Genomic DNA, 24058 nt, shown 5'->3' on the forward strand with positions numbered 1-24058 from the left:
AATAACGTTGTCTTTTCACGAAAAGTGTAAAAAGACATGAAAGTAGGAACTTATTTTATAGTGTAATATATTGAATTATCTACGGGGAAAGTTTATTTAGTATCCATTTTCACATACAGACAACAACCAAGTGGGTACCTTTTAAAACTAGCTGCAAACACAATGAAATTTTAACTACTAGGGGGAGCGCCACATGCCCATCAAGCTAAGATTATATAAGTTTAATTTTACGTGAGATTTTTTCTTTTTTCTAAAGGTCCAGTGTAAGTTCTTTAAAAATTTGCATACGAAATAAACCCTATCGGGTTTCATTTTTTTGATTATGCTACATGATTGTGAGACATAGTAAAGTCGTATACGACACCTAAGATATCAAAAACTGTTTTCTTCCTGTACCGATGAGATTTTCTCCCGTTTTTCTCTAAAAGACAAAACAAACGCAGTAAAACTTTTAATAATTCATGGATGCCTTTCTTTAATCCTTCATAAAACAATAGATAATAATTCTTTATCATATAGATGGATTTGTATTCACTTAGCTCCTTCTTTTTCTTATCCAAGAGTAACTGACGCATTTTGAACATCGTCGATGAACAGAGTAAAATACTAATGAGTTGCCCATATAAATGGCATTCTAAACGTTCCTTCTTGATTTCCTTACACTTGTCAATTTGAAAGAAAGATTTCCATGTTTTGAACAAAATTTCAATTTGCCATCGTAATGAATACAAGTCATGGATATGTTCCGTTGGAACATTTTCTGCAGAAAGATTCGTAATATACACGTTGATTCCACTCAATCGTTTACTTCGTTCTTTGTAGGTAATACCTTTCTTTTTTTCTTTTTTAGCTTGTTCCTTCAATCTCTTCTCTGTTTGCTCTTTTGTTAATCGATGAATAATAACACGAGCTGGTAATTTTTGATACTGTCCAATGTATGCCTCTGAAATCTCCACTGTTTGACCAGGGAGCAATTGATTCATGAGTTCTTCCATATCTAACTGAATATAGAGTGTTCCTTTCTTCACAATCCCATTTCGAAAATATTCTGGCTTATCATTCTTACGATAGATTCGAGAATTTAATTTCAAACGTGAGATATAGTAAGCTTCTTTATCATGGATCTTCTGTAAGTCATGTAAGTCGAAATAGCCTAAATCTCTTATGTACAAGCCTTTTGATTGAACGGTTTGTAGGCTTGTTGAACCAAAGGTTTTATCATTTTCTCTTCCTTCTCCTATATAAACGTGCAGAAACTTTCCACTCAACAAGTCATACTCCAATTGAATTTTAACTCCTGCCGTATGGCTACTTCCACCTGAACCTTGATAATGTGGAGAAAACTTATCTGGAAGCTGGAATGTCGTAGAATCTAGAATCTGAATGTGCTTAAAGGTCGTGGTATATTGATGAATTATTTCTTTTATTGAATGAACTCTTTGAGTTAGAAGGTTAGCTAGCACTTGTTCAAGAAACTGTATTGCGGAAGCATTAAATCGTTGGTTAAGTCCTTCAGGACTGATAAGAACACCTGTAGATGCTTCAAGACAGCTACATAATTGTGTGAGTGATGTACTTGCAACCTGTTGACTAAGCCATACACATAAAGCAACTAACTCCTGTGCTTGATATTTACTCTTTCGCTGAACGAATCCTTTTTCTTTGGCTAGGTGTTCTAGTGCATGAGGCGACATATGTCGTTGCAATTCTTCAGCAACCGGTTGAAGTTCGTCAAAAACTGAAAGGTTCATAAAAAACACCCTCCTCCCCTATAATTCTACAGAAACGATAACGTCTTTTTCGCTTTATAGGTAGTGCAAAATCTTAACTTGATAGCGATGTGGGGTATCACCACATATCCATCAACTTAAGAATTTTCTTTACCCCCAAGTGTTAAAAAAACGCCATCCTTTCCTATTGGAGTGAACCCTTAGAATGAGACGAAAAAAAACACCTCTCTAAATCGTAAGTATCAGTTATGATTTTAATGGAGGTGTTTTCTTATGGGGAAAAAGACGCATTATCCCGCCGAAATAAAGTGGAAAGTAGTTGAAATGAAACACCAAGGATTCAAAAACAAAGAAATTATGGATGCCTTAGGAATTAAACATGTGGCTCAAATTAAAACTTGGATGAAATGGTATCGTGAAGGCGAAACCTATCGGTTTGAACAGTCTATTGGAAGACAATCTGCACATGGAAAAGGCTTAAAAAGGTTAACAGAACTTGAACAAAAAGAATTAGAAATACGTTATTTAAAGGCAAAAATTATATTGCTGGAGAAGTGCCAAGAAATCTTAAGGAGGTGGGAGGAAAAGAAGAAATAATGAAAATGATAAAGGAATGGCAATCAATTTTTACAATTGCAGAACTGTGTTCCATATTTAATATTTCACGTGCTACTTATTATCTTTGGAAAAAGCAGGAGAAAACAGTAACTAATCATGAAGAAAAAACCGTAATAGAAATATGTCAACATCATAAATATCGGTATGGATATCGTCGGGTTACAGCTTGTCTACGTGATCAATTTAACATCGTAATGAATCATAAAAAAGTATTGCGTATCATGAGAAAATACAACGTATTATCTCGGGTTAGAAAAAAGAAAAAGATATTTGTGCTCGGTCATGAACCAGTGGTAGCTAAAAATCGAATACAACGGAGATTTAAAGCTACCAAGCCTAATGAAAAATGGTTCACTGATATCACGTATTTGATGTTCGGCAATAAGACTCTTTATTTTTCATCTATTATAGATGGGTTTAACAATGAAATTGTAAGTTATAAAATAGCTGAGACACAGGATGTTTCTCTTGTATTAGATACTCTAAAAGAGGCTTTAAGAAAGCGAAATGTGATTGATACGATTTTACATTCGGATCAAGGAAAGGTGTATACATCAAAACAATTTCAAACATATGCCACAGAAAAAGGCATTATCACAAGCATGTCTCGTACAGGAAACTGCCATGATAATGCCCTCATAGAATCTTTTCATTCTCATTTGAAATCCGAAGGATTCTATGCGCAAAATATAAAACAATCGAATAATGCTAGTATAATACAAACTGTGGATGAATACATCCACTACTATAATAATGAACGGATTCAGAGAAAATTAGATAATATGTCACCTATAGCTTATAGGAAACATGTTATCTCGGTGTTTTTTCTTTGTCTCACCAAATGGGGTCAGACCACTGTATTTTTCTACAAAGAGAATAGCGTTTTTTTGATTATATGATTACTTATTATCCATTATTAGCTGATTCCCCTCCTGTATTCCCATCATTACTTGGTGGTGGCGTTCCATGGTTATCCCCATTGTTTGGTGATGGTGTATTTCCTTGGCCATTACCATTGTTTGATGGTGGTGTATTCCCCTGGTCACTACCACTTTTTGGTGGCGGTGTATTTCCTTGGTGACTACCACTTTTTGGTGGCGGTGTATTTCCCTGGTCACTACCACTTTTTGGCGGTGATGTATTTCCTTGGCCATTACCATTGTTTGATGGTGGTGTATTTCCCTGGTCACTACCACTTTTTGGTGGTGGTGTATTTCCTCGATTACTACCATCGTTTGGTGGCGGTGTATTTCCTCGATTACTACCATTGTTTGGCGGTGGTGTATTTCCTTGGTCACTCCAATTGTTGGGTTCATTTTGCTTTTGCTCTTCTAATTTCTTTTGCTTTTCTTTTTGCGTATTTTCACTCGGCTGTTCAGTCGTATTTACTATTTTCGTATTTGGAGGAGAATCATGCTTCTCACCTTTAATACGTAATTCGCTACCTTCTTGAACTACACTGTTCGGCATTTTAAATTGTGACTTATCTGTAGCAAACTTACTCATCATTTCTTTAAAAATCAATTGAGATATTTTCGTATTTTTACTACTAATATAATCATCTTTACTATCCTTTGTATATCCTGTCCATACTGCCATCGTATATTGTGGTGTATAACCAGCAAACCAACTATCACGAGTTGCACTTTCTGGTAGATTATATTGTGCTATTTGTTCTAAAGAATAGTTTGTTGTCCCTGTTTTACCCGCTATATCTAAATAACCTATATTAGCTGTTGTACCCAAACCGGATGAAACAAAAGTACGAAGCATATCAGTAATCATATATGCTGTAGAATCCTTCATAACTCGTTTTGGCTTTGGCTCAAAGCTTTTTGATTTACCATCTGAATAAATGACTTTCTTAACAAAATGTGGCCTCGTATACTTACCATCATTACCAAATGCCGCATAAGCACCTGCAATTTCAGTCGGTGACGCTTCATTTGTACCAATCGCTGTTGATTCGGTCGGTGCTACATTAAATGTAATACCTAGCTTTTCAGAGAAACCTTTTGATCTATTAATTCCTACTTCTTTTGCAGTTTTTATTGCCGGGATATTTCGGGACGTCTTCAATGCATCACGCATTGTAATTAGTCCTAAATGCTTTCTATCAGCATTTCTAACTTCTTGTCCCGTTGTTGAGTACTTAAATGGAGAGTCATCAATTTGATGGTAAGTAGCCCATTTTAAATATTCAATTGCAGGAGCGTAATCAAAAATTGGTTTCATCGTTGAACCTGCTGAGCGATTTAATTCAATTGCAATATTATGTCCTTTAAAAACAGCTTTATTTTCACCACGTCCACTACCAATTGCACGCACTTCTCCTGTTTTTGTATCCATAAATGTGAAAGCCCCTTGGAATTTCTCATTTGGATAATTAATAATATCTTTATTTAAAAGTTTGTCCGCAAAATCCTGCGCCTTTGGATTTAATGTTGTATAAATTTCTAAACCGTCAGATCCTATATTAACATCCGGCAACTCTTTTTCAACTTCTTTCACAACCGCATCCATAAAAGCTGGATAGGGCATTTCTTTTTGTTCAGTTGCTTTCTTAAGTCCTTCTGTTACTGGAACTTTTGATGCTTCTTCCATTTCTTTTTTTGTAATATAACCATGTCGATTCATTAATTTAAGTACAACATTTCTTCTTTCTGTTGCTTTTTTGATATTTTGTTCTTTTGTTGGATCATAGTTATTAGGAGCTTTCATTAAACCAGCAAGCATTGCAACTTCTGGTAGTGTTAAATCTTTTAATTCCTTACCATAGTAATTTTGGACTGCTGTTGCGATTCCGTATGAACGGTTACCTAAGTAAACTTTATTTAAATACATTTCTAAAATTTCATGTTTTGAATACTGTTGTTCTAGCTTATACGCTAAATATATTTCTTGCGCCTTTCTCTTTGACGTTTTTTCCATTGATAAGAAGTAATTTTTAATAACTTGCTGTGTAATCGTACTTCCACCTTGAGAACCGTAATCCCCTTTTAGGCTGACTAAGGCTGCACGTGCAGTACCTTTATAGTCTACGCCACTGTGCTCGTAAAAACGTGCATCTTCTGTTGCTAAAAACGCATTTTCTACTAACTTAGGAATCTGATCATACATAATATTCGTTCGTTTTTCTTTTCCATATTCATATATCAATTTACCATCTTTATCATAAATTTTTGAGGATAACGGATTAACAAGTTTTGCTTTCTCAAGTTTTGGAGCATCTTTGATCATAACGAAAAAGGTAGCAACTCCTGCGACTAACCCCACAATACCAAGTAATAAACAACTAACTAAAAACTTACGAAAAAACGATGTTTTACCTTTTGCTTTTTGTTTCTTAGCAGCAGGCTGTTTTTTCTTTTTAACTTGTCGTCGCTCCTCTCGAGAACGATAATTTTCTGACATGCTACTTTCTCCTGCCTTTCAATTCTCCTGTTGATTTACTTAAAATTATTGAAGCCACTTTAAGAAATATATTCATATTTAAAAAGTGTACTAAATAGACAATTTAAGTAATAAATTTGTTCCACTTTAAGATGAGGAAGAAATTTGAGCTTATCTGATAACGAAGCAAAAACGGTAATAGTGGCAAAACTAAAAAAATGGAATTTCATAGAAAATCTATTTTTAGCTTGATGGGCATTTGGCTGTACCCCTTGTATAAGAGTTTGTTTTTAAACAAACTCTGTCTCAATATTATCCTGATATTACAAAAAAGAACTAAGATGTTTCATCCTAGCTCTTTTTTAGCAATATCAACTTATTATATACATTCCTCAATCATTATTTTACTTCATTGGCAACAAAGAAATGCTCACATACACTTGAAATACGTTTTAAATCTACATTGCCACCTGAAATAACCGCTACTACTTTTTTACCCTGTACATATTTATCAACTTTTCCTGCCAGAAGAGCGGCTGTGGCTAACGCTCCCGCACCTTCTACAACAGCCTTTCCGCGTTGCAATAAGTCTTTCATCGCTACTTCTAATTCTTCTTCCGATACAGTTACAATTTCATCTACTAGGTTTTTTACAATTTCAAAGGTTAAATTTCCAGGGATTTTAACTGCACAACCATCCGCTATTGTTGGAGCTTTATAATGTGATACAATTTCTCCAGCATCATAAGAAGCTTTCATACCGTGTACGTTTTCAGCTTGAACTCCAATAATATTAATGGAGGGATTAAATGATTTCAGTGCTACAGTAATCCCTGAAATAATTCCTCCTCCACCAATAGGTACAATAACAGTATCAACATCCCACATATCATCCAGAATATCTAACCCAATTGTCCCTTGGCCAGCCATTACTTCTACATCATCATATGGATGTAGGTATGTTTCGCCTGTTTCTTTTATAATCTCTTCACATTTTGCTTTTGCATCATCAAATGTATCACCGTATAAAATAACTTCAGAACCATATCCTCTCGTCGCATCCACTTTAGCTTGCGGTGCAGAGGTTGGCATCACAATTTTGCTTTTAATTTTAAGTAAATGAGAAGATAATGCAACACCCTGTGCATGATTTCCAGCTGAACAAGCGATTACACCACGTTCTTTTTCTTCATTTGTTAGTTGGGAAATTTTATTAAATGCACCACGAAACTTGAATGAACCCGTTAACTGCATATTTTCTAACTTCAAATAAATTTCTCCACCGGTTTTACTGGTTAAATAGAAAGATTTAACCAAAGGCGTTTTTCTAGCATTTCCATCTAAAATTTTTTGTGCTTTTTTTATATTCCCAATGTTGAGTGGTAAAATTTCATTACTCATATTAACACTTCTTTCAATGGCTTATAATCTAACTCTAGTGTTGCACCTAAATTCTCATAAGTTATCGTACCCTTGTAAATATTTATCCCCGTCGCTAAAGCCGGTTTATTTTGGATTGCATTCTCTAATCCATTTTTAGCTATTTCTAGTAAATACTCAATATTTCCATTTGCTAAGGCCATAGTAGAAGTACGTGGAGTAGCACCAGGCATATTTGGTACTGCATAGTGGATTACATCATGTTTAATAAATATAGGATTATCATGAGTTGTGTAATGATCGACTGTCTCTACCGTACCACCTTGATCTATTGCAATATCCACAATCACACTTCCTGGCTTCATAGATTGAACCATATACTCTTTAACAATTTTAGGAGGGCGGGATCCTGGTATTAAAATTGTTGAAATAAATAAATCTGCTTCTTTAATCGTTCGCTCTAGATTTTCAGTATTAGATTCAATTATATTTACTTCTTCTGTTGCGTATTGCTTTCTTAAATATGCAATTCTTTCTTGATTAACCTCTAGGATTGTAACACTACATCCAATTCCAATTGCCATATCACAGGCATTAGTTGCAGCATTCCCTCCACCTAGGATTACAACTTTTCCGGCTGGGATTCCCTCAATACCTGATAATAAAATCCCTTCTCCTTGATGTTGTTTTTCTAAATAATATGCTCCCATAAATACAGCACGACGCCCAGCAATTGCACTCATTGGCTTTAATAATGTCAAAACACCATCTTCGCTAATTGTTTCTCCTGCAATTGCAGTAGTACCAGCATTTCTCAGTGCTTCGACACACTCTTTCGACGCAGCCAGATGTAAAAAACCCCAGATTATAAGATCTTTTTTAAAGTAACGATATTCTTCAGGTAATGGTTCTTTTACTTTAACTACCATATCGACTTCCCAAGCTTCTCCTTGTGCTACTAAATTTGCACCTGCGCCTGTATATTCATCATTTGTATATCCTGATCCAATACCTGCATCTTTTTCTACTAAGATTTGATGCCCTTCTTCAACTAACTTCCGAACATTTTCAGGGGTCATTCCTACACGTGCTTCTCCCTTTTTTATCTCTTTAACTACTCCAATTCTCACTTCTAACACATCCTTTTATAAGCAATATAATACCTGGGATTAAAAAAGTAATACATGAATTTACCAAACTTATTATGTCCATTCATGTTATTTTTATCGCCTAACTAGCTTTTAAGGTAGAAAACATCCAATATCAATTATTGTTATAAGGATATGTAAACATTTTTCGAAATCCCAGGTAATATTCCTCCTACCAAAAGTATGTGGAATTGATTCGGTAACTAAAGAGACGATGCGCTGAAAGTAACTATGTTCCTGGAAAGTTAACAAACACTACTTAAGAACGCCTAATCAAACGATTGTATCAAATAAAAGATACTGATTAATATCAATTATCATATGTTATTGATGAGAGGCGAATCGTTAAGAAATAGATTCCGCAAAATACTTCTATTACTACAAAAGCTTTTTAACCATTTAGTGTTATAGAAATACCACTAAGGAATGTATATACTGAAATTGTCGCGATAACAGCATTGCTACTTGTATTAATAACAGAAACTGTATTAGAATTCACATTGGCAAAATAATATATGAACTAATTCAGTCAATGATGACCTAATAAACGTAGATGTAAATTAAGAAACCTCTTTAGAGAAAAAACCTAATTAGGGACTGTTACTGTGCTTTTACAGCAAGGCTATTCAAGAAATTACTAATTGAAGACGCTTGAAAAATACGTAGGCTAAAAGAGCTGATATTATAATACTTTTCAGTAATTATAAGTATTGATGGAAAGTATTTAGATTCTTTTGGCTGCCAAGATTCGTTATGCCATTCCTGACTGTGGAAGTATAATTCATACCTATTTATTTTATCTTGCATAACTTTTTTGCTGTAAACTGACCTCTGGACTTCAATGAAGAATGGAGATCTACGCCAAATTGTAAATGCATCAGGTTCCATGAATTCTTTACCGTACTTTGGCTCCACTTTAAACAGTTTAGGTTTTTCATAATAGATAAGCTGTTTATACACATCTACTATGCCAAGAAAGTGGGGAATCTTTTGACTAGTTTTGCGAAGTGTGCTGGATTGAGGAAAGTAAATGTATGGCTGTTGCGAGATATTGGCATCCACATGACCATCTCTTCTTAATCGCTTCATCACTGTATTACAGCATGTCACCGCGTTCTTTAATCCTTGAAAATGCAAATCAATAATGTCATCACGAGACATGCATCTAAAACGTTTCAAATTGTTTAGTATGGCTTTGTCTCTATTCCTCATAATCTAACACCCCGAATAATTGATTTTCTTCTTGTGGTGGGTTTTGCAACTTTATATTCTCTTTCGGAACACGATAAGGTTCAACTATCTTCTTGGCTTTACTTAATTCTAAAAAAGGAGATTGTACTTTCTTTAATCCATTTAACTTTAATATCATTTGGCCAGATTGCTCCAAGCGTTCTGAACCAGGAGTACCCATAATATTACTGTTAATTGTACTATCACATTTAAAGCCCATTCTAACCGTCATATTGAGCTTTAACTTACCATCCAACACTTTTGCATCAGGGCGTTGCATACTTAGCATTAAAAAAACTCCAAGTGCCCTTCCGACTGCCGATATTTTTTCAACTATAGACATACATTCTTTTTCATCTTGCAACATGACCACTTCGTCGATAGCAAGTAAGATATATGGTTTCTGATTATCAGGATTTAATTTGTTGTATTCGTCAATATGATCTACTTCATACTCTTCCATCAATTTTCTACGTTCGCGTATTTCCTTCCACACTTTCTGCAGCATGATCTTCATTTCTATTTCTTCCATGCAAACCTCTTTTACGTGTTTCACCCTTCGCAAGAAATGAAATTCGGAATTCTTCAAATCGCCCAGGTACAAATGTAATTTATCAGGAGACATATATTGAATGAGTGTAGACAGTACAACGCGTACCATACTACTTTTCCCGCTCCCCGTCTCTCCTGCAATTAGAAGATGCGGCGTGTTTGAAGCAATCATGTCATACGTAATCATATTTCCAAATTGGTCACGCCCTACAATTACAGGAAGATGATGTTGTATAAGTAATGGCTGCCACTTCTTATAACTGTAATTGTATGCTTGTAGCCCAGCATCCGAATGAAACACATTAAGTACAAATCTTTTAATATCACCTTCAATTGCTACATTACGCCCTAATATTTGTTGAAAGCAAAACCACTTCTTTTCAATGGTTTTCGGATCTAATCCGTTTGGAATGGTAAATATGTATCGAACCTTTTCTTTTGAGGAAGAAGTATCATGTATCTTCGGGTAAATGGGTACTTTCCCACCTCGTGTTTGATGATCTACATATAAACCTGCCTTTACAAACACCTCTATAAGTCGATTCTTCAAAGTTTGTTTATGAAGCCAATCCTTTAAAATCCCCATGTAATTTCCTCCTTAAAACATCACCACAATTTGAATGAATACATAACCAATGAAACAAACTCCACCTATCCTTATTCCATGATATATTCCATCGCTTACAAGTTTTGCTGCTGTAACATGATCGTTTTTAACAAGATACTTTTCTAACAGCGCCCCTCCAATTGTGGTTACTCCTAAAGCTCCCAAAGAGATAAATGTAGTTAACATATAAATTTCCCCTTTATAAACAGAATTTTGAATGTCGATGATACATGGACTTACAAACTTAGAAGTTTTGTAGAGCTACCTTGATAGCTACTTTGGTAGCAACCTTGATACATCTTATTGTGAATAGCTTGTACAATATGCAAATTTTTCTGTGCAATTGCGTATAGTTTTTTGCATTTCGGACAAGGATGATTAAAAAAGATTATGGAGGAGATTAACGTGTGGGGTAGAGGTATTGGGAGACATAGAACAAAGCTAGCTAAATTTTTAGCTAGCTACAATTACTCAATTCAGGATTTTTCTAAAGCTAGTAAGGTAAACAGAAATACATTAGGTCAACTGTGTAATGACAAGGATTATGTGCCATCACCAAATACAATGCAGAAAATAATGAAGATAGTTAGAAAACATGATTCTCGAAAACAAGTAACTGACTTTTGGCATATATAAAGAGAATAATCTCTTTATATATTATTCTTTATGCAAGCTTGATATTGATTTTTATAGGGAAACTGTAGCGATTCCTTATAGGTATTTCCTTACTGCCCTCTCTTTCTCCAATAAATCTTAATTTATTTTTGGTAGTGGCAGATTGTTTTCTTTTATTAAATCATAAATAAATTTTTCTAGTACACTTTCAGCTGCTTCTCGCATTTGATTTGATGTTGAATCATTAAACACCTTTTCTATCTCTCTAAGTAGCTGTTTTAAAGAATGATTGTCCTTGCTATTTTCCAGGAATTCCTCACCTAACCCTTGAACAAATGTACTAATAACAATTACCTTTTCCAATTTAGTTAGTTCCATCTCTATGCCTCCTAACCAGATCATCATTCTCATCAAACATGACCTCTCCCCTAATTAATAAAGAGTTACAAAAAGTCTTGGTGTTATGACAAGATATGCATAGATATTTTCGAATCTCATGATTTAAGGGTTATATATATCCTGTGGCCTAATCTTAACGATATGCCCAGGAACTTCCCTAAATCGTATAATTTTCATAATAGACAAGTAAAAGTCTCTAAAAGTATTCTTTTAAATTCAAATCACACGTTTGTTAGGATCTATAAATCCACATTTGAGGTGAATAGTGGATTTATAGATCCGTATTTTTGGACAAATTTACCGGCTGAATTAACAGAAACTTTGTGTTACTCTGAACTTGTTGAATATCCCAATACATTCAACAATGCTCAAAATTGCATATTTACTATGCAACCATCCACCCAGATACCTTAGTTAATACTTCTCCCTAATTGTCGTTATTGCTAAGGTATCTTTTTAGATGTCCTGTGTGCAGGGCTTTTTATCACAGTGATAAAACTATTTTCCCCATCATGTTATCAATACTTTTATTACATTTGCTTAACAAAATTCAATTCCGTATTTTTACTTTATATATAGATTTTAAGTTTTCAAGTTTTGTCCTTACCATTTTGAAATCTTATTCTAAAATCTAAACATATTTTTGCGACCACTAAACTAATATATAAAGTTTAAATAACTAACTTTTATTTCATATAAAATGGTTGCCATAAAGATAAGGCAAATATCCAAGTAGGATCTCCATTTCCTTGATAGCTTTGAACCGCTTCATAAAAATTCCCTTGATATTCTACTTTGTCCCCTTTTGTATATGCCTTTTTCGGATCCCATTTTTCATAAGATACATTTTGATCTTTTGTTTTAATTGGAAGAATATCACTTTGAATCGATGTATTTCCAGCTGCATCTACAGCCCTCACTGCATATTTATATTCCTTATTAGCTGTTAAGTTTTGATCAGTAAACGTCGTTCCTTGTACCGTTTGAATCAATTGTCCATCACGTAACACTTGATATTCTTTTACACCCACATTGTCTGTAGAAGGATTCCATTTTAGCTCTACACTGTCTGATGCAACATTGCTTGCATATAATCCTTGTGGCTGTGTTGGAGCTTCTGTGTCCGGTTTCGGATTAACAATTTGATTTACTTTCTTCAGGCCATCCTTTGTAACTTCATATATTACTTTTTTATCAAAGCTTTCGCGTTTATTATTATCCAGATTTGTTAATATTGCTCTCTCTTCACCTTCTAGGTGTGTAATTTCAATAAAATTGCCCACTTTTACTGGGACTGTTTTTGATTCAGCTTTTTGTTGGGTATTCCCATAAACCTCTTTTTTATATACCACTTTACCTGATGTATCCTGTACTTTAATACTTGCATACGTACTATCAAAATAATTGTGTGGTATACCTGCTATTAAACTAACTTGCAATTCTTCTGTTGATTTATTTAAATCAAGTTTTGCAAATTCAAAATCTCCTATACCCTTCATCGACCATGCAAACCGATTCCCTTCTAAAATGTTTGGAGATTCATTTTTGATTTTCACCTTTTTTTCCACAGTTTGATCAAATATATCTGTTAATACAATTTTTGCATAAGTATTTGTTGGTAATGATATAGATTGACTGATTCCATTTTGGTAAGATTTAATATCATTAATTACGTTAATCGGTTGGCCCGTCATATTTTCATTATTATAAATTTCAATTTTTCCCTTAAATTGAGGTGTACTACTATCTTTTAATTGCCAAGTTATATTTAATTTTTCATTTTCATAATACATAGACTTTACATCATAATCTAGTTTTCCTATTTCAGGTTGGCTAGGTTGATTTAACGTAAATGTTTTTCCTGTTTCAATAGTTGATCGAGAGTCTCCCCCAGCCTTAAACCAAAGATATTCTGAAGTAGCTCCCCCATCCCAATTATTATTCAATGGCTCTTGCCCCTCTATTGATTGAGTATTCCAAGATGTCCATTTTTTATCTGAGATATTTCTTCCATATCCATTTTTTACACGTGCCTCTCTTACATCTTGTCCATTACCAAGCCAGTCTTCTTGAAACAGCGTTTGTCCATAGTTAAATGTAACGTTAGGAACTGGAAAGTCCATAATCCCAATAAGCTTCCATTGGTTTTTTGAAACATCTTTTAACCACTGTCCAAATTTTGTGTGTCCATTCTCTTGCCAAGAACGCATTGTCATGCGATACCAATTATAATTCTTCCAATCATATGTCGTCTGAATTTTAAGACCTGTTCCTTCTCCACCAAAATTACTTGCAACTGATGTAGGGGATACATATTCTGCTTTTATTGCTTCCTTAGAAGAAATAGGATCCCAAACTGCAAAGTGCAAAGTACGCTTTCCATTTTCATCAAAACCGCTTTGTTGTTGGAATCCAGCATACCCACCAGCTTCTCCCCCCTGGTTCCAGTTATGTACGGCCCAATATGTATAAGGTGCTGTTTGAACAGGAGACCAGTCTATACTAATAATATCTGAAGAAACACTATTTTTAGGTGTAACATAAACTCCTGGAGCAGACGCCGCCTCTATGATAGAAATTGATGATCCAAACATCGAAAACACCGTACTAGCTGCTGTAATTGCTAGGAGTTTTTTGACGCCATTTCTTGTTCTTTGATTGAACATAATTTTCCCTCTCCTCTTTCGTTATTAATAACTATTTAAAATAATATCTCTCTATATACAATTGAACAAATTCCCCATGAATGTAGTACTATTTTAATAAAATGGATATATTTGATGTTATTTTCACTGTTATTCAATAAGCATTTATAGTATTTCGTTATAAATTTAAGTTATATATCGCTGAATTTATCCTATTAACAATAGAAAAATTCATAAAAATAAAAATATTTCAGAACTTTTTAAGCACTTATTAATTAAAAACCCCCATTTTTCTACAAATGAGGGCGTAATGCGTTGAAAATCTTATAGTTTACTTTCTACATCTTACTTGTCTAAAAAATATTGAATTCATTTTTAAGTATTTGATGATATTGTTTCTCTGTTATTTCTTTTTTAATTTTCTTTCCATGCCGGGTTTCTGTAAAACTTTGCTTAGTAAGTGCAATATGCCCGTGTTCAATTAATTTGCAAATAATATTCGCCTTATTTACTGGCGATTCTGGATGCTCTATAACCATGTTTTGTATAGCATTCACTTTCTTTTCATTAATTGCATTTAAATAAAAAGCATAACCGATAGACCAGGTATCGGTAAGGTCCGAATCAAAAAAATGCGAAGTTTCTCCATTTTTTCCTTTTTTCATTTCAAACACATGGGTTCCTTTCTCCGTATTTTGTTTACGAACACGATATTCACCCGTTACAGAAGTTATACTGGCACCATGAAAAGGTACAGGATATAAAGGAAGATAGGATGCGAAACCCGCATCTATTATATAGTTTTGATTTTGGTGTTGTAAAACGATAAGTGCGTGGCCATCATCAGGGTTCCACTTTCTTGTTTTTGGATCATAAAGAGTTCCAGCTATTCGATACACATTAAATCCACAATCACACAAAAAAAAATATAATAAAGAATTAATTTCATAGCATAATCCGCCACGTTTCTTTAAAAGCAACTTTTCTTCAATGTTTTCTCTAGAAAATTTTTTCGTATTTCCTTCCATAATGTCTATGTTTTCATAAGGTAATAAGTGCCCCATCTGTAAAAGAATTGTATGTAAATCTTCAAATTTCACATTTTCTCTTGGTGGAATTTTTAATTTCGAGAAAATTTTTTTGTAATTCAGTTAACATTATAAATCTCCGCCATTTACAGAAATCATATATATACCTATATATTACGACCATTAATTATATGTGGCGTACAGCTTGATTAATACATTTTAGAAGAGTGTGTAGCACTAAATATTAGCGTACATTAAGGATCAAATGCTCAAAAATCCCTTAATATTTTGGTATCTGTACTAATCCCCCAAAGCTGAGTTGATAAGAATTTTAAATGTAATGTCTAAAAGTGTACTTTATGATAAATCGAAAAATAGAGAATCTTAGATGCAGCTATTTTTCAGATAAACAACTATATAGCCTTTAATCCTTCTATTTATACATATAATACTCTTTATATCGTTCAAACCTCGATTTTTTTGTTTTTGCTGGTATTATGGGTGACCTTAATTTTTTAGAGGGTGCTGCTTGCTTTGGCATTTCTAATACTCCACGTTTCTTCAGCTCTCTATACAAACTACTCACTTTGCACCCTACTATTTTCGCAATATCTGGATATTCAGTCCCTTGATTAAATAATTGAACTGCTTGTTTACATCTTTCATCCCATTTTTCTTCTGTCGTTCGATTTTTAACTGATTTTTTGTCTAGCTTGATACACTTTCTTTCTAGATTTCCCTGCTCGGCATTATACTCTTCTGTATCTCCTTGACGATTACAATGCTCCTCCCTCTGTAATCGTATCATTTGTGCTTTTTTCGCAACTTCTTTCATGTTTCATTCACCTCATTTTGTTTGATAAATTTTCACATCCTACTGCGTTATCTGCAATTCCTACTAGTATTTCAGATAATTCTTTTAAGAAAGCCATTAATACTTCTATTCCTTATCCCTTCTATCACAACTTTTAATTAATTATTTACAATCCAAATTAAATTAGCTGTTTACTCAAACTACTTACGTAACATCCAAATTGGTATACATTTTTTATATGTAAATATCCATTCCTTCTTGATGGCAAATGAAACAAAAATTTCTTTAAATCTTTATTAGTGATAAGTTTTAAAGAACAGTCCACCTTGGTTATAGTTTTACATAATTGTAAACTATAGTAAATTGATATTATTAATATTGAATATTATTAATATTAATTCCATTTATACACATCAACAAACAAAACATTAATATTAATTTCTACTAGTTTTTGTAAACTTACTAAATTATCGCCTTTTTATGGATTTACACACCTTGAATTTATATATTGTATTTTTATAGTATTAATACCTTTTTGTATTTAATATTTCTTTTACGAATACAGGTAATCTATCAAATATAGTGAATCTGAATAAGGGATATGAAGTTTATACATCTTCTTTAATTTCTATAATTACTAATTCAGAAAATATATAAGTAACCAACTATTTATCAATGTGTATAACAATTGCCCTCGACTCTTCAAGTAACCCACCAAAATTAATTTGTCTTTCAATAATTCCCTTTAGGCGTTCACCTACTTTTTCAAAAAGCTTCTTTATCTTGAATAAATCCTTTTTACGTTCAAATAAATATTTTTTTCAAACTTGTGCGTGCCCTAAAAAAATACAAGTGATTTTATTCTAGTCACCTTGAATTTCTTGCACACCTAGTGAAAAGAATCCGTTTTTTACTAACGGGTTCTTTTCTTTATTCTTCATACTATAACTAGATTGTTACATTTTTTCACAGCTCACCTTTACTTGCATAAATATTCCGTTCTTATAAATCCGTAAATCCTCTTTCCTTTAATGCTTTTATGTTATTTGAGTCTATTCATGTAAATTCATTATTTCTCCCTTATTCAATAGCCTCTGAACCTGTCGGTATAAGGTTTATCTAGAAATATAGTCTAGGACACATGGGATTTTTGTGTACGAAAGAAAGAATCGTAATTTCAACCAAAAACCATTTATTTACCTATTTTAAGTTTCTAAATTTGTATTGATAATTCTTGGCTTTAGAAGTATTCTATACATATTCAAACATTTGAAGATGTATAGAATACTTCTGAAATGTTAAATGTAAATAAATACTAGAGGTGGTTTAATGGGAACTGAAATGCAACAATTTAAAGCAGATTTCTTTAAAGCTTTATCGCATCCTTTACGAATAGGGATTTTGGAAGTTCTATCAGAAGGGGAAAAAAGTGTAAATGAAATTCAAAGCATTCTTAAAAAAGAAGGTTCTGCAGTTTCTCAACAATTAAGTGTATTACGCGCGAAAAATATTGTTGTTGGCACTAAAGATGGAAAACGAGTATTATACTCCCTTCGAGATCCTATGATTATGAATTTATTGGTGGTTGCGCGGAAAATTTTTAACAATCATTTAATTGATACAATTTCTATGTTAGAAGAGCTAGATGAAGCAGAAAGTGAAATGATAAAGGAGGAATAAATTGAGCATTGAGGCTAAAAGAGAAGATATCATCCAACATGGAATTGAGATATTTCACTCTATAGGAGCTCATCATGTTTGTAATGTTTGCATTAAAAGTGGGTATTCTTGTTGCGTTTCATGTCAACATTTACAAGATGGTATTGGATGTCAAAAAAGGAACACAGCTTGTACAGCATGGTTATGCGGCATTCAGAACTTTTTGTTTGATCAAATAGGATTATTAGAAGAATGGAATAGTTTTTGGGCTGTTATTCCAGGACAGATGTTTCGTAGAGATATTACCCCAGATAAAGTAAAAGTCACATCGTTTATTGATACGAAAAAGCTAGATAGTCGGGCTGGAGAACTTCTAGCGGAAAAATTACAATTCCATGTACAACAAGGTGGAGATATAGGGAAACTAGAACGTCATTTAAGCAAAACCTATAGTAAATATTAGGAGTTCGTTCTCTTTTATGAAAATAAAAATCTCCTGTATAAGCAAATTGAAAACACATTTGTAATCTAGATGTATTAAAAAGAGAAAAGAAGGGTTTGTAATGAGAGGTTTATTTACGGGAAGGTTCGAAGGATATTCATTAGGTCATTTTCAAAAAGATCTTCTTTCGGGACTGATTGTTGGAGTTGTTGCGATTCCTCTTGCTATGTCTTTTGCTATAGCTTCTGGTGTAAAACCAGAGTATGGAATATATACAACATGTATTGCAGGAATACTTATTTCTCTATTTGGTGGTTCAAGGTATCAAATTGGAGGACCTACAGGTGCTTTTGTTCCAATACTTTTAGGAATTGTCATTACTTATGGGTATGAAGATTTACTACTTGCTGGTTTACTTGCTGGAATTATCTTATGCCTTATGGGAATTTTCAAATTAGGTTCGCTGATTAAGTTCATCCCACGTCCTGTAACAATTGGTTTTACGTCAGGTATTGCTGTTATTATATTCACTGGGCAAATTGCTAGCTTTTTAGGTTTAACAGGCATAAAAAAACATGAGGCTTTTATAGCAAACTTGAAAGAAATCAGTACTCATATCGGTACCACTAATTTTTATAGTGTAGTGACTGCTCTAATTTGCTTTTTCATTATACTCATAACACCCAAAATTTTGCCAAAACTACCCGGTTCATTAGTAGGTATTGTGATTTCAACTGTAATTGCAACTATATTTTTCTCAGGTCATGTGCCTACTATTGGTACAGCATATGGTACGATTCCAAATGCACTACCGCAATTCAATATACCTGAGATTACAGTAGAACGTATCCAACATTTAATTGGCCCTGCATTTGTTATTGCTATGTTGGGGGGCATTGAGTCTCTTTTATCTGCTGTTGTCGCAGATGGTATGACAAATAGTAAACATAACAGTAATAAAGAGCTTATTGGTCAAGGAATTGCTAATATTGTTACTCCGTTATTTGGAGGAATTCCGGCAACTGGAGCTATTGCGCGAACAGCAACTAATATTAAAAGTGGAGCTGTTTCACCCATGTCCGGTGTGATTCACGGATTTTTTGTGTTATTTACACTTCTACTGCTAGCTCCATACGCTTCGCACATCCCACTTGCTACCATGGCTCCTATTTTAATGGTTGTAGCTTGGAACATGAGTGAGCAAAAGCATTTTGTTCATATACTTAAAATGAAGACAGGGGATTCTCTTGTATTATTGGTAACTTTTTTCCTCACTGTATTTACCAGTTTGACAACAGCTGTGGAAATCGGTCTTATTTTGGCTATTATTTTATTTACAAAACGTATGAGTAATATGCTTGTCATGTCAAAAGTTCTTCCTGATCATACAACAAAGAATGAAAAATTATTACCGCATGTGGTAAATAAAGCTCATGATTGTCCGCAAATTAGTATTTATACAATAGAAGGGCCATTATTTTTTGGAGCTGCACAAACTTTTGAACAAAACATTTTAGCAACGATTCATTATAAACCCAAAATATTAATATTACGTATGGGCAAGGTTCCTTTTATTGATACAACAGGCGAATCCTACTTTAGAAATATTGTTCAACATTTTAAAAACCAAGGTGGCGTACTTCTTATTTCGGGGACACAATCAGAGTTGAAAACAACACTAACTAAAAATGGATTATACGCTGAGATTGGAAAAGAGAATTTTTTTGATCATACAGGAGACGCAATTAACTGTGCTTTAAGGCATTTGAATACAGCAAAATGTGAAGGGTGTAAGCATTTTGCTTTTCATGAATGCGCTCAGCTCTCCCAGCAATGCCAGGATATTAATACAATCAAAAACAAATCAAATGCATTAGAATTTTAAAAAATATATTTTATATACAAATTTACTTGTTTTGAATTACTCTTTTAAATATTTTATTACAAATAGAAAAGGAGAATGTTTGATTAGGTGAATGCGAAGAAAATTTTTATAAAGTTTGAACAAGAAGGATTTTCATACATTCAAAAAATGATCATTGCACAGCAAGAAGAGAATATATTCCTTACATTTCAATGCAAAAAAATTTGTACAAATAGTACCCTTTCAATAGATGATAAAAAGAATTACGAAAAAGCTATATCGTTTTTTTCTCATGTTTCTGGTGGTGTAATTATATGGGGAATAGCTTCAAATAAAAATAATAATGGTGTTCACATAGCTAAAAAAATCCAACCTATCTCTAATGGAAAAGTATTTTTTAGTAATCTAAATGATTTAGTATTTAAAAATTCTAACACTACAAACCAGGATGTTAAGAATATATATTCCTTTTCCTAAAGAAATAAACCGTGGATTTGTAATCACCTATGTCCCCAGGAAAGACTATCTGTTAAAACTTAATGACTACTATACAAAGACCAGGGATAACTTTGCAATGATGATGGGACAGATTCTATTAAATGATATGTTAGAAAATAGAAAATTATTAAGGGAATCACTATAAATCATGCATATAAAGGAACCCTCTTGCTTTTACAAGAGGGTCTCACTTACATTATTTTATTTCGGTATAAAGATAAATAAAAAACTGTCATTTGAATAAAGAAAACACTAAATACAATGTATAAGGGATATCCTGGAATATACATATTAAAAATAGGAGAAAGCACTAAAAATCCAATTGCGATGATTAACACATACCATACTGAAACAAATGCTGTACGACAAGCTCTTTCAGTAATTAACTTTTCACGTTCGTCTTCTAGGGGAAACAATAGTGGATACATCAGATATGAAAGGGCGTTATATTTCTTCCTCTGTATTTTATAAAAAATTGTTATTACAATACCTATAACTAATAAGAATAAGACTGGTGTAATATTTAATGATACTTCAAAGGCTACTTTCTTAGCTTCAATAATATTGGCAAGTTCTATAATGCCGTAATAAAGTTCAATGAATACCCAACATGCTAATGCCATAATAAGTACATTAATCACATAAGAAATCATCAATCTATTCATCCTCTTCTTCCTCCTTATTTAATACAAACACTTCTTCCATCTTCAAATCAAACACATCACAAATTGACAATTCTAGTAATAATGACGGGATGTAATCCCCTTTTTCAATTACTGCGATCGTTTGCCTCATCACTCCAACTTTTTCAGCTAATACACTTTGTGTGAAATTAAAACGAGCTCTAATTTCCTTTACTTTGTTAAAAATAGTCAAGTTCACCACCTCTTACCTTCAATGTATACCATAATTAACAAAATGTGAAGTTAACTTAACATTCATTCCGCTAAAAATCCAATTTTATAAAAAGCGGTACCACCACATATTCATTAATTTAAAAATTGTATAGTCGTCCTAAAACAAAACGCTGATTGCGTGCTCTAAGGCTGAATTATTTGATATAGCAGTAAACTTCAAATACTCCCCACCTTCCAATAGAATCAATTAATAACTTGGAAAAATCAAGTGAACTCTTACTGTTCAAGACCTTTAGACACACAAAGCTCATAAGAAAAAGAAAGATGTATATTTAAGTCTTAGGAAAGAGATAAACATTAGAAAAACTGTCAATAAAAATTCAAGTACACTCTCTAAAAAAGTTTTACAATCAAAGCAGTGAGACTTTGAAACAGGAGGCACCAACCTATGAATCGAATTGAACGTGAAGAGAAAACAATTAGCATAATGATTGATATGTATTGTAAAAACGAACATAAACAAGATACAATATGTGAAAAATGTCAAAAATTAAAAGATTATGCTTATTTCCGTCTATCAAAAAGTCCATTTCAAGAAAAGAAACCAGCATGTCAAAATTGCAAAATTCATTGTTATAAACCAGATATGAAAAGTTTAGTTAAGGAAGTTATGAAAAGGAGTGGACCGAGAATGATCTTAAAACATCCATATCTCACGCTCATGCATGCTGTTGACACAATGAAGAATCCTCCTAGCTTACCAAATAGAAAAAAGTATAAAAAGAAAAAACGGTTTGTCTAACAAATTAGTTTTTTCTTTTATTCCTTTTCCACTAAAGAATTCTATATAAGTTTTAAACAATCTTCTTTTTCAAAATGCATTCATTTTATGTGCCAGAGAACAAGGATTTGTAGACTATATTTAATCAAATCTTTTTTCAAAGCTACAAAGTCAAATAGAGCTTATCTATCACTACATCAAAGTAACATTTGCATCCTTTATTTTGACCATTTAATCTAATTAGATTAATATATTGATATAAATATTTTAAATTTTATAGGAGGTCATATCTTGGCAAAAAAGAAACGTTCTTCAAAAACACAAAATGTTCAAAGCTGTAACCAAGGAAATTCAAACACTTCTTCTGTATCAACTGAAAATACTAACTCAAAAGAAAGCAATATGATTCTTACCACATTTAATCAAGCTGCTATTATAGTGCTAGTATTTACAGCTTTAGCCTACGCTTATGCTGCTTTATTTAAATATGGATACCATAGTTATTATGATTTAACTGATTATTCTTTATTAAAAATAGATACAAGTGATTTAACTCGATATTTTTTGGAAATATTTCCTTGGTTAGCAACTACTTTAACTATTTATATTTTTGCAAGATATGTTTTCCTTATACCAGAATTACTGTTAAAGCGGAAAGGAGTTAAAAGTAAAATAATTCTATCATTGATGATTTTATTCTTTATCAGTCCTCTAATAGGGTGGGTCTTTATAATAGATATATATAGTAACTGGTACATATCAATCTGGTGTATTATTTATGTATTTACATTGGCATATTATTATCTTCCTCCCATTGTACAAAAATATATACAGGTGGTTTTATCACCATTTAAACCATTTAAAACAATTGCAATTATAGTTTTTATTTTGGTGTTAGGGTTCATTTCTTTTAGATTAGGTGCAGAATCTGCTGAAAGACAAAGGAGATATTTAATCTTCAATCAAAACAATCAAGACCAAATTGTAATTAGCAGTAGTGGTAATTACTTAATAACCGCTCCTTTCAATAAGGATAAAGGAACAATAGAACCAACATTCTATGTTATGCCTATAAAAAATCAAATAATCTTAAAAACAAAAAAACTATCTAAAGCTCTAAAAGTTGCCTCAGTATATGAGAAATATTAATACGTCAAAAACACCTTAACGCAAATAAGGTGTTTTTCATATATTTCTTACTACAAATATGAACGATATTATGCTTTTTGCAGTTTTAAATTTAATCAAGTCTATTGTAATTACACAGATTAAAATATCTATTCGATTTCAAAAATAGTATAGGGAATGTATACAAAAAGATCACTTGTCTTGGAAACAAGTGATCTTTTCATTAGATAAATTGCTACTTGCCAACAGCAGGTAGTTGTTATCCTATTCATATGTTCAATAGATATTATATCACATTTTTTAGTTATATAGACGGAATTGTTTCTAATGAAATGAGACCGAAAACATTTCAAAAGGTACCATTAATTATTTAGTACTTTAAAAATGCATTTTTGAACCTTTCGAAGCACTAAATCAGGTAGATTTCACACTACATCAAAAGGTGTACCTTTTGGGACAAAAAAATAGAATCCTTATAGTAAGGATTCTGCAACAAGAAAGAACAAACATATAATAATAAAAAGAATTACTTATATTATAATTTGATAATAAAACTAAAATATCGAGAAAATTGAGAATGAATTGAATATCACTACACGCTTAATTATAATTGGTTAGGAGTTGGAGTAGTAATCTGTCATCTGTTCCTTTTTTTTGGTGTTTTTTCCTC

19 protein-coding genes and 3 pseudogenes are annotated in these 24058 nt (G+C 32.7%); 8 read left to right on the forward strand and 14 right to left on the reverse strand.

Translation table 11 applies throughout. From position 1 onward, the window contains the following. Nucleotides 1-320: 320 nt before the first annotated feature. On the reverse strand, nt 321-1751 hold the full coding sequence (locus MHB52_RS34350) for an IS4 family transposase (RefSeq protein WP_061663169.1): 1431 nt from the start codon (nt 1749-1751) through the stop codon (nt 321-323). A 252-nt stretch (nt 1752-2003) separates the two neighbouring features. On the opposite strand from MHB52_RS34350, the pseudogene MHB52_RS34355 reads away from it, so the two are divergent. Then, a pseudogene (locus tag MHB52_RS34355) lies at nt 2004-3163 on the forward strand (IS3 family transposase); the annotation flags it as partial. A gap of 91 nt (nt 3164-3254) precedes the next feature. Here MHB52_RS34355 and MHB52_RS34360 read toward each other — a convergent pair. The 7 genes from MHB52_RS34360 to MHB52_RS34390 form a co-directional block, all read right to left on the reverse strand. Beyond that, nucleotides 3255-5762, reverse strand: coding sequence for a PBP1A family penicillin-binding protein (locus MHB52_RS34360; protein WP_061663431.1), 2508 nt, complete (start codon nt 5760-5762; stop codon nt 3255-3257). A 378-nt stretch (nt 5763-6140) separates the two neighbouring features. Continuing rightward, a complete protein-coding gene (gene tdcB / locus MHB52_RS34365; protein ID WP_061663430.1) occupies nt 6141-7142 on the reverse strand; it encodes a bifunctional threonine ammonia-lyase/L-serine ammonia-lyase TdcB in 1002 nt (333 codons plus the stop codon). After that, nucleotides 7139-8251 carry an alanine dehydrogenase gene (gene ald, locus MHB52_RS34370; RefSeq protein WP_098133421.1) on the reverse strand — a complete coding sequence of 371 codons (1113 nt, stop codon included), beginning with the start codon at nt 8249-8251 and terminating at the stop codon, nt 7139-7141. Before ald ends, tdcB begins: the two co-directional genes overlap by 4 nt. A gap of 409 nt (nt 8252-8660) precedes the next feature. Continuing rightward, a complete protein-coding gene (locus MHB52_RS34375) occupies nt 8661-8768 on the reverse strand; it encodes a hypothetical protein (protein WP_371399578.1) in 108 nt (35 codons plus the stop codon). 101 nt (nt 8769-8869) lie between these two features. Beyond that, nucleotides 8870-9481, reverse strand: coding sequence for a replication-relaxation family protein (locus tag MHB52_RS34380; protein WP_061663230.1), 612 nt, complete (start codon nt 9479-9481; stop codon nt 8870-8872). Continuing rightward, complete coding sequence (locus MHB52_RS34385) at nt 9471-10637, reverse strand: FtsK/SpoIIIE domain-containing protein (RefSeq protein WP_061663231.1); 1167 nt, start codon at nt 10635-10637, stop codon at nt 9471-9473. The genes MHB52_RS34380 and MHB52_RS34385 overlap by 11 nt, the downstream gene beginning before the upstream one ends. A 12-nt stretch (nt 10638-10649) precedes the next feature. Beyond that, nucleotides 10650-10844: a hypothetical protein gene (locus MHB52_RS34390; RefSeq protein WP_061663232.1), complete on the reverse strand. Its 195-nt coding sequence runs from the start codon at nt 10842-10844 to the stop codon at nt 10650-10652. 204 nt (nt 10845-11048) lie between these two features. On the opposite strand from MHB52_RS34390, the gene MHB52_RS34395 reads away from it, so the two are divergent. After that, entirely contained in the window at nt 11049-11294 is a 246-nt protein-coding gene (locus MHB52_RS34395; protein WP_043308935.1) for a helix-turn-helix domain-containing protein, read from the forward strand. Nucleotides 11295-11411: 117 nt separating this feature from the next. On the opposite strand, the gene MHB52_RS34400 is transcribed toward MHB52_RS34395, so the two are convergent. The 4 genes and pseudogenes from MHB52_RS34400 to MHB52_RS34415 all read right to left on the reverse strand — a co-directional run bounded on the left by MHB52_RS34400 (nt 11412) and on the right by MHB52_RS34415 (nt 16180). Next, complete coding sequence (locus MHB52_RS34400; RefSeq protein WP_000424047.1) at nt 11412-11651, reverse strand: hypothetical protein; 240 nt, start codon at nt 11649-11651, stop codon at nt 11412-11414. Nucleotides 11652-12358: 707 nt separating this feature from the next. Then, nucleotides 12359-14338 (reverse strand): DUF3472 domain-containing protein, encoded by a 1980-nt coding sequence (locus MHB52_RS34405; RefSeq protein ID WP_061663233.1) that lies wholly within the window; start codon nt 14336-14338, stop codon nt 12359-12361. A gap of 332 nt (nt 14339-14670) precedes the next feature. After that, nucleotides 14671-15475: pseudogene (locus MHB52_RS34410) on the reverse strand (arylamine N-acetyltransferase family protein). 303 nt (nt 15476-15778) lie between these two features. Then, on the reverse strand, nt 15779-16180 hold the full coding sequence (locus MHB52_RS34415) for a hypothetical protein (protein ID WP_061663234.1): 402 nt from the start codon (nt 16178-16180) through the stop codon (nt 15779-15781). A gap of 1308 nt (nt 16181-17488) precedes the next feature. Here MHB52_RS34415 and MHB52_RS34420 point away from each other — a divergent pair. The 4 genes and pseudogenes from MHB52_RS34420 (at nt 17489) to MHB52_RS34435 (ending at nt 20767) form a co-directional block, all read left to right on the forward strand. Continuing rightward, on the forward strand, nt 17489-17839 hold the full coding sequence (locus MHB52_RS34420; protein ID WP_000536399.1) for an ArsR/SmtB family transcription factor: 351 nt from the start codon (nt 17489-17491) through the stop codon (nt 17837-17839). Between the two features lies 1 nt (nt 17840). After that, entirely contained in the window at nt 17841-18281 is a 441-nt protein-coding gene (locus MHB52_RS34425) for a hypothetical protein (RefSeq protein WP_061664302.1), read from the forward strand. Between the two features lie 100 nt (nt 18282-18381). Next, nucleotides 18382-20145, forward strand: a complete 1764-nt coding sequence (locus MHB52_RS34430) for a SulP family inorganic anion transporter (RefSeq protein WP_061664303.1) — start codon at nt 18382-18384, stop codon at nt 20143-20145. A gap of 147 nt (nt 20146-20292) precedes the next feature. Beyond that, nucleotides 20293-20767, forward strand: a pseudogene (locus MHB52_RS34435) (hypothetical protein). Nucleotides 20768-20813: 46 nt separating this feature from the next. Here MHB52_RS34435 and MHB52_RS34440 read toward each other — a convergent pair. Both MHB52_RS34440 and MHB52_RS34445 read right to left on the reverse strand, forming a co-directional pair. Continuing rightward, on the reverse strand, nt 20814-21287 hold the full coding sequence (locus MHB52_RS34440) for a DUF2178 domain-containing protein (protein ID WP_029442955.1): 474 nt from the start codon (nt 21285-21287) through the stop codon (nt 20814-20816). Then, nucleotides 21280-21498, reverse strand: coding sequence for a helix-turn-helix transcriptional regulator (locus tag MHB52_RS34445; RefSeq protein WP_061664304.1), 219 nt, complete (start codon nt 21496-21498; stop codon nt 21280-21282). Before MHB52_RS34445 ends, MHB52_RS34440 begins: the two co-directional genes overlap by 8 nt. 429 nt (nt 21499-21927) lie before the next feature. Between MHB52_RS34445 and MHB52_RS34450 the strand changes: the two genes are divergently transcribed. Beyond that, nucleotides 21928-22281: a nitrous oxide-stimulated promoter family protein gene (locus tag MHB52_RS34450; protein ID WP_061664305.1), complete on the forward strand. Its 354-nt coding sequence runs from the start codon at nt 21928-21930 to the stop codon at nt 22279-22281. A 270-nt stretch (nt 22282-22551) separates the two neighbouring features. After that, on the forward strand, nt 22552-23409 hold the full coding sequence (locus MHB52_RS34455) for a hypothetical protein (protein WP_061664306.1): 858 nt from the start codon (nt 22552-22554) through the stop codon (nt 23407-23409). Nucleotides 23410-24058 lie beyond the last annotated feature (649 nt).

The sequence above is a fragment of the Bacillus sp. FSL K6-0073 genome (genome assembly GCF_038006085.1).
GTDB classification, from domain to species: domain Bacteria; phylum Bacillota; class Bacilli; order Bacillales; family Bacillaceae_G; genus Bacillus_A; species Bacillus_A cereus.